At 48.3% G+C, this 11,613-nt stretch carries 11 protein-coding genes; 6 read left to right on the top strand and 5 right to left on the bottom strand.

Features of this window, described 5'->3' with window-relative positions; genetic code table 11:
- The first annotated feature begins 109 nt into the window (after positions 1 to 109).
- A complete protein-coding gene (locus tag ABD031_RS01305) occupies positions 110 to 427 on the top strand; it encodes a nucleotidyltransferase domain-containing protein (protein WP_343847988.1) in 318 nt (105 codons plus the stop codon).
- A gap of 26 nt (positions 428 to 453) precedes the next feature.
- Here the strand turns inward: ABD031_RS01305 and ABD031_RS01300 are convergent, their stop codons facing one another.
- On the bottom strand, positions 454 to 816 hold the full coding sequence (locus ABD031_RS01300; RefSeq protein ID WP_343847987.1) for a DUF1304 domain-containing protein: 363 nt from the start codon (positions 814 to 816) through the stop codon (positions 454 to 456).
- Positions 817 to 946: 130 nt separating this feature from the next.
- Here ABD031_RS01300 and ABD031_RS01295 point away from each other — a divergent pair, with 130 nt between their 5' ends.
- On the top strand, positions 947 to 2,323 hold the full coding sequence (locus tag ABD031_RS01295) for a methyltransferase RsmF C-terminal domain-like protein (protein ID WP_343847986.1): 1,377 nt from the start codon (positions 947 to 949) through the stop codon (positions 2,321 to 2,323).
- Between the two features lie 99 nt (positions 2,324 to 2,422).
- Here ABD031_RS01295 and ABD031_RS01290 read toward each other — a convergent pair whose 3' ends face one another.
- Together ABD031_RS01290 and ABD031_RS01285 are read right to left on the bottom strand one after the other, a co-directional pair.
- Entirely contained in the window at positions 2,423 to 3,625 is a 1,203-nt protein-coding gene (locus ABD031_RS01290; protein ID WP_343847985.1) for a hypothetical protein, read from the bottom strand.
- 17 nt (positions 3,626 to 3,642) lie between these two features.
- Entirely contained in the window at positions 3,643 to 4,755 is a 1,113-nt protein-coding gene (locus ABD031_RS01285; protein WP_343849121.1) for a DmpA family aminopeptidase, read from the bottom strand.
- Positions 4,756 to 4,991: 236 nt separating this feature from the next.
- Between ABD031_RS01285 and ABD031_RS01280 the strand changes: the two genes are divergently transcribed.
- On the top strand, positions 4,992 to 5,411 hold the full coding sequence (locus tag ABD031_RS01280; RefSeq protein WP_343847984.1) for a YidH family protein: 420 nt from the start codon (positions 4,992 to 4,994) through the stop codon (positions 5,409 to 5,411).
- On the opposite strand, the gene ABD031_RS01275 is transcribed toward ABD031_RS01280, so the two are convergent.
- A complete protein-coding gene (locus tag ABD031_RS01275; protein ID WP_343847983.1) occupies positions 5,412 to 6,638 on the bottom strand; it encodes an alkaline phosphatase family protein in 1,227 nt (408 codons plus the stop codon).
- A gap of 246 nt (positions 6,639 to 6,884) precedes the next feature.
- On the opposite strand from ABD031_RS01275, the gene nth reads away from it, so the two are divergent.
- Genes nth through ABD031_RS01260 form a run of 3 tightly spaced genes read left to right on the top strand, consistent with a single transcriptional unit; the run spans position 6,885 to position 10,548 of the window.
- Positions 6,885 to 7,556 (top strand): endonuclease III, encoded by a 672-nt coding sequence (nth, locus tag ABD031_RS01270; RefSeq protein ID WP_343847982.1) that lies wholly within the window; start codon positions 6,885 to 6,887, stop codon positions 7,554 to 7,556.
- Complete coding sequence (gene asnB, locus ABD031_RS01265; RefSeq protein WP_343847981.1) at positions 7,556 to 9,331, top strand: asparagine synthase (glutamine-hydrolyzing); 1,776 nt, start codon at positions 7,556 to 7,558, stop codon at positions 9,329 to 9,331. The genes nth and asnB overlap by 1 nt, the downstream gene beginning before the upstream one ends.
- Complete coding sequence (locus ABD031_RS01260; protein WP_343847980.1) at positions 9,328 to 10,548, top strand: glycosyltransferase family 4 protein; 1,221 nt, start codon at positions 9,328 to 9,330, stop codon at positions 10,546 to 10,548. Before asnB ends, ABD031_RS01260 begins: the two co-directional genes overlap by 4 nt.
- Here ABD031_RS01260 and gldB read toward each other — a convergent pair.
- Positions 10,511 to 11,515 carry a gliding motility lipoprotein GldB gene (gldB, locus tag ABD031_RS01255; RefSeq protein ID WP_343847979.1) on the bottom strand — a complete coding sequence of 335 codons (1,005 nt, stop codon included), beginning with the start codon at positions 11,513 to 11,515 and terminating at the stop codon, positions 10,511 to 10,513. The two genes, ABD031_RS01260 and gldB, sit on opposite strands and share 38 nt — an antisense overlap.
- Positions 11,516 to 11,613: the final 98 nt, after the last annotated feature.

Below are 11,613 nucleotides of genomic sequence, written 5' to 3'. Positions count from 1 at the left end.
TGACCCGGCGCAAACCGTACATCTAGAGTGGAGAAGCGGATTAAAGAAGGCAGGGTTTTTTTGAAGATCAGTTGGTCTGAAAGAGCAGGCAAACGATATTACATTTGACATGGCTCAAAGAGAAGTTATAGAACTGTTGAAAAAGTACATTGAGTTGCTCCGATCCGAAGGGATTTCGGTGAGCAAAGCTTTTCTATATGGAAGTTACTCAGATGATTCGGCAACGGATCAAAGTGATATAGATGTACTTTTAGTCTCCGATGGTTTTGAAAAATCAAATGACCGTTTGGCAGGAAAAGCTTGGCGCCTCACACGTCAAGTAAATTCGAGGATTGAGCCTTTTTTGGTTGGGACTGATCAATACGAAGATTCCGACAATTCACCTCTTTTGACAAAAGTAAAAGAAACCGGAATTCAGATTGTCTAATTCCATTTCACTGCGGTGAAATACTCCTACCTCAAATGCAGCAAGATCAAAGCGATCAGCGCCGGTAAGCCCTGCACAAAAAAGATCTTCTTACTTGCCGTCGCTGCGCCGTAAAATCCCGCTACCAGCACGCAGCTCAGGAAAAACACAGCCACATAAAACGACCAGTGATGATCCTCGATCAGCAGTGACCAAACCAAGCCTGCGGCCAAAAAACCGTTGTACAGACCTTGGTTGGCAGCCAAGACTTTGGTTTTGGGAAAAACCTCCGGCGGGATTTGCTTGAAGGTCTTTCGCCCAATCGTGTCCCAGGCGAACATCTCGAAATAAAGAAAGTAAAGGTGCAGCGCTGCGATAGCGGCAATGAGGATGTCGGCGATGAGTTGCATTCTTTTTATTTGGAAGATAAGGAAAAAGGTCAACATTCCACAGACGACGGACCACCGCAAGGCATTGCTAAAGCGATGTACCGTGGACTGTTGACTGTCGGCCGTTGGCCAAAAAAACTATCTTTGTCCCATGCCAGACATCCAGCTCCCTCCGGCCTTTGAGTCCCAGATGCTCGAGCTACTCGGCGATGCCGAATTTGAGCAATTCAAACAGGCGATCAACAAGCCCTCGCGCACTTCGATCCGTCTCAATGCCGCCAAACCTTTTTCACCTTCCTGGGCAAAAAGCCCGATTCCGTGGTCCCAGCGGGGATTTTTTCTGGAAGAACGGCCCAGCTTCACGCTCGATCCGGCCATCCACGCCGGAGCCTACTACGTGCAGGAAGCTTCCTCCATGTTCATCGAACACATCCTGAATTCACACGCGATCCCGAAGGGAGTTTATCTGGACTTATCAGCTGCTCCCGGAGGCAAATCAACCTTGCTATCCTCCTACCTTCGCAATGACGGCTTGCTCGTCGCCAATGAAGTAATTCAGCCGCGGGCTCAAATCCTCAAAGAAAACCTCGTCAAATGGGGACTCGGCAATGCGGTCGTCACCAACAACGACCCGGATCATTTTGAGCCTTTGGAGGGATTCTTCGACTTGGTGCTGGTGGATGCTCCGTGCTCCGGCGAGGGTATGTTTCGCAAGGATCCGCAGGCCCGGGAAGAGTGGTCGCCCGACAATGTCCAGCTCTGCTCCGCCCGCCAAAAGCGAATCCTGGATAAGGCCGGAGCATTGGTTAGGGGCGGCGGCTATCTGCTCTATTCGACCTGCACCTTCAACGAGTCGGAAAACGAAGACATGATCCGCTTTCTGACGGAAGAGTTTGCTTTTGAGCCCGTGAAAGTCCCGCTCGATCCGACCTGGAATATCGTAGAATCTTCGGTCGAAACTCCCGAAGGGACGTTTTTCGGTTATCGATTTTTTCCTCACAAAGTTCAGGGCGAGGGCTTTTTCATCACCGTCCTGAAACGACCCGAATCCGCCTCCACCTTGGAGCCGGGCAAGATCAAAGACTTCAAGCATCCGGTCTTGAAATCGGTCAGTATGAATGAAGAACGTGCCCTTGATGCCGAATTGGGCTTTGACGGAACGGGAAAGTACTACACGTTGAATGACTCTTACTTCCGAATCAACCGGGATTTTTTCAGGCATTTCGAAAAGCTATCGCTCCACCTGAGCCTGCGCTATTTTGGCGTGGAGTTGGGCAAAAAGCAGAAGAAAGACTGGATTCCTTCGCATGAGTGGGCGCTTTCTCTTTTGCCAAAAGATCAATTCCAAAGCCACGAACTTTCAACAGAACAAGCTTTGGAGTTCCTTCGGAAAAACGACTTTGAAATCGAAGGACTACTCAATGGTTGGGTGCTGATGACCTACCAAGACCTGCCTCTTGGTTGGGTCAAAAACCTCGGCAATCGCGTGAATAACTACTACCCCAAGGAGTGGCGGATACGAATGTGATTCTTTAGTACTGATGTTCGATACTTTGAGAGAAGAATAGAACGGCTTTTACATTGGTAAGTACGCGACTTTGGTCTCCCGTCTTCGGTCTTCCATCATTTACTCCTTCACAAACTCAAACCTCGCCCACTTTTTCCGGTGGCGAAGCTGGTTACCCCATGTCAAAAAAGGCGGCACATACGTCAGCTTTTCAAGCCTGATTTCGTGTATTCCCGGAGAGAGGTGACCCGTTGGGATCTGACCCAGCAGGGCTTTTTGACCGGCAAGTCCGGCTCGTACTTTCACCCATTTTTCGGCGTTGAGGAGGGAGTCGTTGAGATAGATCCGGTACTGATCTGCGAGTGATTCCACTTTTTCCCAAGCAATCGTGTCGCTCTCCAGCAGCAGTTCATTCATCTGCGGAATTGAATTTTCCTCCCGCTCGTAGCGAACAAGGTAGAGGTTCAGCACGTCTCCGGATACCATCTTGCTCGGTGTCCACATCCTTGCAAAGCGCTTTCCATCCGGATTATACTCCTCGAAATAGGCCCGATCATCCGGCCATTCGTAGTCGGAACTGTCTATGTCAATACTGGTGTAGTAAGCCGAAAATCCACTGAGATCCTGTACGATAAATGGCATCGCCAGCACGAGCAAGCCTAGAGAAAATGAAACAAAGAACCATTTTCCAAGATTGCTTTGATAGATCGCTCCGACCGTTCCACTCATACTTTTTCCCACCATAGCCTTGGTCTTGCTCCACACCAGAGTCGCAATGGAAAAACCAATCACTGTAACCATGAAAACTACGTAGACGACATCAAAATCAAGATTGAACACGAGATAGATCCCGATCAAAGCGATGAGATACAGCGTAAATGAGAAAATGGGAATGGCAACCGCAATCGGTGCCCCATACAGCATGCTGCACCATCGCTCCAACTTAAGCAGGTAGTATTGCGGGGGATAATAGTCCACCGATTGGGACATTTTAAACAGCTTTTCCTTCACGATCCCGTCCGGGAAAGCATAGGTGATCCCCAGCATCCCTGCCCAAACAAATCGCATCAACAGATGCGTGACCAAAAAGATCTTGAACACGGAAATGATCACCGAAAAATACACCAGCACCAAACTGGCCGGGATCTGCTCCAGCCCATAATCTTGGATCAGGATCACGGAGAAATCGAATAATCGGGAGGGAATCACAAAAAGGAAGGCGAGGGAAATACCCGAAATGATGACCTCAGGTTCCCAGCTGTTTTTCTGCAAATGTTCCAGCCAGGTCATGTCCTGCTGTTTTTTGATCTCAGAATCTTCCATCGAAAAATTAGAATAAACTACTTGTTGTTTTTGATCCAAGTCAGGACTTCCTGCTTGGGTAAGGCTTCGACGCCATGCCCGTCTTTTCCAGTCATCGTTTCCGCTGCGAAAAGTGAATTGACAATCGCCTCCTCGGTTGCTTCGATGACTGCGAGAAAAAGTGCCGTCATGTCGTCATTTCCGAGAAATTCTGCCGTCAGAAGTGCCTGAGAGGGATTGGAATAGGGCACCCGCAGTTTTTCATTGGTGGAGAAAGCAATCACATAGTCTCCCGATCCGTTCGATGCGATGCCGCCGGTCTTGGCCAAGCCCATCATTGCCCGCTGCGCCATGCGCTCGAGATTGCGTTCCAGCACGGGAGCATCCGTTGCCACGACGATCATGCAGCTGCCATCGGACTTTTCGAGCGCATCCTTGAAGGGATATTTGCCGAGCTTTTCTCCCACCGGCACTCCGGCAATTTGGAGATTTCCCCCAAAATTGGTCTGCACCAATACGCCCACCGTATAGCCCCCCAGCGACTCGGGGAGCTTTCTGGAAGAAGTTCCGATGCCGCCTTTCCAGCCAAAACAAACCGTCCCGGTGCCAGCGCCAACATTTCCTTCCGCCACAGCTCCGGGTTTAGCGGACTCGATGGCTTGGATGACTTCATCGGGAGAGATGTGCATGCCTCGGATATCATTGAGGTAGCCGTCATTGGTCTCGCCGACGAGCGCATTGACGGATTGCACGTTTTCATTTCCGGGTCGTGCCAAAGAATAGCGCACCGCTCCCTCGATCCCTGCTGCCACGCTGAGCGTGTTGGTGAGAATAATGGGCGATTCGATTGTCCCCAATTCTTGCACCTGAGTGACCCCGGCCAGCTTGCCAAAGCCGTTGCCGACGAAGATCGCTCCTGGGACTTTTTCTTGGAAAAGATTGCCTCCATGTGGTAGGATCCCGGTGACACCAGTCCGGATATTCTCTCCTTCGACCTTGGTAAAATGCCCGACTTTCAAGCCATTCACATCCGTGATCGCATTGAGCGGCCCGGTCGGCAAGATGCCAAAAGGTACTCCCAGCTCTCTGGGACGCGTTTGAGAAAATGAAGAAAGACTTGGCAAGAAGCTTAAAAAGAAAAGGAGAGCCATTCTTAGTTCCTCTTTTTCTAGGTAGCAAAAATTCATTTGTCAGCGTTTAGAATCGTTCATGTTTCAGTCATATCAAAAAGTGAATTCCAAAGATGACAAATTTCGGAAAAATCACGGGAAGCTTGGTCCGATCTTTCAAGGGCAATCACCAAATAAAATTGCCAGCAAACACATCAGTCAAATCTTGTATTATCAAGAGTTTTTTGATTAAAATCACTATCGAAAAACCTCCCGCAATGTCTGGACTGATTGAAGAACAGGATTTGGAAAAATCCCGAAAGAAAAACGCAAAGAAACTGATCCAATTGGAACGGACGCGGACTGCCTTTGAGCGACTTCAGCTGGCGTGGGTTCGCACAGCACTGACGTTTATCGGGATCGGAATTGGTATCTATGAGTTTTTCTACAGGCGGGTAGAATCTGGAAAAAGCCCGCTTTTTGAATCCTTCACCGGCAGAGAATTAGCCCTGGTATTTTATTTCATTTCCCAAGTGATCCTGATTTTATCCCTCTGGCAACACAGACTTAGCATGGCCAAATTGAAGGAAAGTTATCCGGAAAGCCGCTATTCTGTTGCTGCGCTCCTGTCCCTGACCCTCTTGGTATTTTCTTTTTTTCTGACCTGCCTCCTTCTGCTGAGAGCGCTTAATCCTTGATTATTTCCTGACAACCCAATAATTCAAATAGCCACTCGGAGTCTCCAGTACGACTTTGTAAAAGTCCGACTCCATTCCTTCAGTAGGGAAACTGGCGCGATTATCTTCCAATTTGACTTCGCCCATCAGTGAGTAATTGTCCAGCCCACCAGTTTGGAAATGGTTGGTCGTGCTTACCCACACCCTTCCGGTTTTTCCTTTGGAATAGGACTTCCAAGTCAGTTCCAGGTTTCCTCCCGACAGCTCGGCCTTTAAGTTTGCTCCATCCACAGCACCGATGAACGGGCTCCCGTCCAATTCCATCGCCTGTTTTTTTGGCAGTTCTAAACCCAGATGAAAGGCAACACTTGGAAAAATGTCCACCATCTCGGGAGAATCTTCAAAATGGGCATTCAGGTCTTTACCGTTCGTAGCGATCCAAATCGTCCGCTCTCGCTTGCTTTGTCCGCCGTGGCCGAAGCCATCGGCAGTCCTTCCGTGATCGGTCGTGATCACGATCAGCCAGTCCTCGTCAAAGTTCTTTTCCCGGTATTGGATCGCCTCCCAAATCCTGCCGATTTGAACGTCGGCTTTTTTAACGCCATCTACCATCTGAGGGCTGTTGCCAAAGGTGTGGCCCATGTCGTCGGAGTATTCCAGGTACATCCAGGAAAGATCAGGCGCTTTTTCGCGAAGGTAGCGTGCGGCTTCCTTCGACACCGCTTCGTCGATTTTGTGGATGTGTGAGCGGTCTTTTTGGTGGGGAAAATTAACTGTGTCCAACTCAAATCCATCAAAGTAGTAGTCCGGAGTGAAATGGCCCGTCTGCGGCAAATTGTCCCCAAGCAACTTGGTGCGATTGTCCAGCCAAGTAGAAAAAATCGCAGTCTTCTTTTCCGGATTGGCTTCCTGGAAAGCCCGGAAGATCGTCCAGTAATTAAAATTCGGATCCTCGATGCCGTTGCCCCAGACGTTGTGCTTGTTAGCCCAAACTCCCGTCAGCATCGAATTGTAACCCACCGCTGAGATGGTCGGAGTCTGACTGTAAGTGCCTGGATCGCCTCCCATGATCGCTTTGGTGAATCCACCTACCCGGCTGATCTGGTTAATATAAGGTGTAGGCACGGAGTCAACCACATCCGCAGGAATGCCGTCGACGATGATCAAAATGGCCTTTTTGGTTTTTTGCTGAGCCATAGCCGGGAAAAGAAGAAGGCCAAAGACGAGGGTTAACAGAAAGTTTTTCATTGTTGGCCAAAAATAAACCGGACTGACTACGCTGAAAAGAAAAGAATCAAAATTCGAGGCGACGTTACTGAATTTCGCTGATGCTCAGGCTTTTTCTGGCATAAATCTGAGCAAGATTAGGACATAACCAAGTCGATCAATGAATACTTGAAATATATTAGGTGATTACACAAAACATTTTCGGTGAAAATCCTTTTCATATCCAAGGCCTCAGCTAACTTCAAATCTCCAATAGTCCAAACTTGCATGCTCAAAAAACAGCGGTACGACGCATTTATCAGCCATTTTTCCGAAAACATGCCTGCAGCCGAGACAGAGCTGCACTATGAGAATCCCTTCCAACTGCTCGTTGCTGTCGTGCTTTCTGCGCAATGCACCGACAAGCGAATAAATATCGTGACGCCGCCATTGTTTCGGGACTTTCCCACCCCGGCGCATTTGGCGGCTTCCCACTTCGACGAACTCTACCCCTACATCAAGTCGGTCTCGTACCCGAGCAACAAAACCAAGCACCTGTTAGGCTTGGGAAAGATGCTCGTAGAGGATTTTGACAACGAGATTCCAGATACGGTGGACAAATTGATCAAACTCCCCGGCGTTGGACGAAAGACGGCAAACGTCATCACCTCGGTGGTGTGGAATCAACCCAACATGGCCGTTGACACGCATGTATTTCGCGTTTCAAGAAGACTTGGACTTGTACCATTGACTGCCAAAACACCTTTGGAAGTCGAAAAACAATTGGTCAAAAATATTCCCAAGCAATACATCCACGTCGCGCACCATTGGCTGATCCTCCACGGGAGATACGTCTGTCTGGCGCGCAGACCCAAGTGCGAAGCGTGTACGATCACCCATTTCTGCAAGTATTATTCTAAAAACCAGGGGAAAGTCACCCTCGAAGACCAAGATTCTTAATGTGTGGAATTCATTTAATTTGGGGAAAGGGGGCAAATAAGGAGGCGGTCCAGAAACTGGTCGATGCTTCCCAACACAGGGGGCCGGATCAGTCTGCAATTTATTCTCCCTGGACAGGGCTATGGATCGGGGTAAATCGGCTTCAGATTCTTCATCCAGGCCCCGATGCGGATCAGCCATATTGGGATTCCGAGGGAAAAAGGCTGCTGGTTTTTAACGGGGAGATCTATAATTTTCAGGAGTTAAGAAGTTTGCTGTCAAAGATTGGAATTGAGTTCGTCACCCAGTCAGACACGGAAGTTCTATTCCATTGCCTCAGGCTTTTTGGGGCACAGGGATTGGAAAAACTCAATGGGATGTTTGCGCTGATCTACATCGATCTGGTCAGTAAGTCTGTTTTGGTAGCCACCGACCGAAATGGCGAAAAGCCGCTTTACTATTCTCAGAATAATGAAACTTTGACGATTTCCTCTAAAATCAGTGGAATTGCAAGCCTTCAACCTCATCGACCCGACTGGGAGCAGGCGGAGCATTATTTCTATCTCAGGACACCATCGCCCGGCAAGACATTTTATCGTGGCATCCGAGCTTGGAAGCCCGGGCGATACAGCACTATTTCTAGACAGGACACTTTTCGATGGGATACAATCCATGCTCCCAAGGCTCCAGAAAATATCCCAAATCAAGCGACATTTCAGCTGACTTTGGAAAATGCCATCCTCAACCAGTTTCATGCAGACGTTTCGGTTGGCGTGCTCCTGAGTGGAGGTGCAGACAGCAGCTTGCTCTATGCGCTTTGGTACCAACAGACAGGGATTTCACTTCCCGCCTACACCGTTCAAGTTGAGAAAAAGTACCGGGCAAAATACAACGACGCTGATTCAGCTACCCGGTTTGCGAGGCAAATCCCCGCAGCCCATCGGCTGATTGAGATCGATCAAGATATCTTCTTCGAAAACTGGGATGCATACCTCCAGAGTGTCGATCTTCCAATAGGAGACTCGGCCGGTTTTCTGACTTGGATGATTGGAAAACGAGCTAAACCAGAAGTGAAGGTTCTGGTTTCCGGTGCGGGAGCTGATGAGCTTTGGGGCGGGTATCAGCGCCATGAAGCTTTTGCGAAGTATTGGAAACAACATGCCTTCTGGAGCAATTGGGCGGGAATTTTTGAGAAGTTACCTTTCGGAAGAGCTTGGAAAAAATACATGTTAGCAGTTACCAATGATCCCAATCAAACCTTTCTGAATTTCTCTGCTTTGCAAAATCCCCCATCGGACTTAAGTGCCGATTACGAGCGGATTTTCAATAATAATTTACCAGAATACAAGCGCATGCTGGACTTTGACCGGCAGGTATATCTGGTGCAGGACGTGCTGAAAATCCATGACAATGCCCTGATGGCCCATGGAATCGAAGGCCGTTCCCCGTACCTCGACGCATCGATTTTGGGGCTGTGGCAGAAAGTGAATGATCCAGCGTTTCTTATTGGAAAGCCTTGGATCAAAAATATTCTTCGCGAAAATGACCTCGGATGGATCGCAAATCGAAAAAAACTCGGGTTTGGTTTGCCACTTCAAGAGTGGCTGAGTGAAAAAGGAAACTTTTCAAGCCGGGTTTTTTTTACGCTGAAATCCTTCGACAAAAGTCACGGAGAGCACTTTTCTGCACCGATTCGCCAGCTTTTGCAAAACCCGGAGCAAGCTGCCAAAACCCAATTCTTGACGCTCTATAATCTGTTTCTTTTCGCGGAATGGGCGAACTTGCACCAGCTATGAGACTCATCTACGTCCATCAGTATTTCCGCACTCCCGAGCAGGGCGGGGCAGTGAGATCTTATCACTTGGCAAAGGGCCTCGTGCAAGCGGGAATAGCGGTAGATATGATCACGGCTCGTGATGAGCCTGGATATGATCAAAGGTGGATCGACGGAATTCGGGTGCATTACCTTCCTGTCGCATACGATCAGCGATTTGGGTTTTTCAAAAGAATCAGCGCTTTTTGGAATTTTGTTGTCAAGGCAAGAAGATTGATCAGAAAGCTTCCTAGACCGGATGTGTTGTACATCACATCGACCCCATTGACCACGGGGTCGATCGGCCTTTGGGCAAAAAAAAGGCTGGCATTGCCCTATATCTTCGAAGTAAGAGATCTCTGGCCGGAGGCACCAATTCAAGTCGGGGCGATACGAAACCCGATTCTAAAAAAAATACTCTACTCCTTCGAAAAGAAGATTTATGATCAATCCCTGAGTTTGGTGGCGCTGTCTCCCGGGATCGCGTCGCATCTCCAAAAAATCAGTCCTGACCGTGATGTTGCATTGATTCCAAACTTCTCTGATCTAGAAGCATTTTTCCCTACCGAACCCAATCAATGGCGAGCCAAGCAATTTGGATTGACCGGAGGACTCAAAATTGCCTATACGGGAGCTATCGGTCAGGTGAATGCCGTGGAGGAACTTTTGGACTTGGCAGAAATGGCCCAGAAACATCAAAAAAACTGGAATTTCTTGATAATGGGAGCGGGAAGTCATGCCGAAAAACTAACGAAAATAGCTGAATACAAACATCTGAGAAACGTCCGATTTATTCCTTTTGGCTCCAAAGTAGAAGTCAACGAAATCTTGAGTCTAAGCGATCTGGCTTGGATTTCTTTTGCACATCTGCCGGTCTTGAAAACCAACAGCCCCAACAAATTTTTTGACGCGCTGGCAGCCGGAAAAGCAATCTTGGTAAATCACAAGGGCTGGGTTTACAACTTGGTCATAACCCACGAACTTGGGATTTCATGTCTTCCGGGAAAGATGGAAACCGCTTTTTCAAGACTTGAAGATTTGGAAAAAAATCAACAAGAATTGGATCGAATGGGCCGAAACTCGAGAAAATTGGCGGAAAGATATTTCTCGAAGGAGATCGCTGTGAAGAGACTTTTGGAGGTGGTAGATCCCAAACCGAACTCTACTCCGGGCGACGTGGCCGATATCCAGACTGCCTGAAGATCACTTCAGCATCGGACTCTTTCATCAAGTCCGGTAAGGAAGCAGCTGCATTACTGACATAGTCGTCCACGATATTCCAACCCAGCCATCTGCCTAATCGTCCCGGTGCCTTAGTCGATATCGCATCCGTAAACGGTGCTTCACCGATGTACTTGCGGATTTCGAAGGGATTGGTTTCGTAGAGCAACTCGTTCTCCACGAAGTGCGACCAAATGAATTCCTCGTTGTCGTAGCACTCCGCAATCTCGGCAGGGGTGTAGCCGATGATGTATTGGTCCGGAGTGCAGGGCATGACGGCTTTGACAAAATGGTAGGCCTTGCCGTAGTAGAGCATCTCCGACAGCAGGCTATTGTCCTTAGGATTGATAGAATTGAATTGGGAGGAAATTGCCAAAACAATCATCGGCACCAAGTAGGGTTTTTCGTATCGCTCAGCCATGTAGCGAGCGATATCCGGCTGGAACGCATGATCAGCGGGAAGGAAGTAATCCAGCCCAATTACGATCAAATCTTCTGTTACGATCAGATCCGAATTGAGGCCGGAAACGAAAGTGTAAACGGTTGGTGTCTTGAAATCCGGAAAATAATGTTTGATGTATTTGAAGGCGTTTTCCAGATCTTTCTCGATATCCAAAATGTCCGGATATTCGACTTTGACAGAGTCGTAAAGCACCCTCATCGAGGAGTCCTGATGCACCTGTAGAAGGTTGGCGGTCAGAGAATCGGGGGATGCATATGCGTCGGACGGAAAATAGGCTTGCGCAAAGTCGGGATACTTTTCCAACAAAAACTGGAAGTCTTGAGCTGATTTTGCTCCAAAAAATTCGTCCTCCAATCGGGTAATTTTCACCGAAACATCCTGATCCAAGATTTCCTGATCCAGTTCGCAGGCTTCTTCTTTTTTGCCGCAGGCAAAAGCTAAAAACAGCAAAGGAATCAGAAATGCAAATCGGCTTAATTTCATGGAGTTTTTTGTTTCGGCCTCAAAAATAGGAATTCAATTCTTAATCCCTTGAAACGGCAACAGCGGGCTCTTGGTATTTTGCAGTTTGCGAGTTCCTG

The organism is Algoriphagus jejuensis (assembly GCF_039523455.1).
GTDB classification, from domain to species: Bacteria; Bacteroidota; Bacteroidia; order Cytophagales; family Cyclobacteriaceae; genus Algoriphagus; species Algoriphagus jejuensis.
Note: the sequence above shows the minus strand (reverse complement) of the source record. Positions and strands in the feature narration are given on the sequence as shown.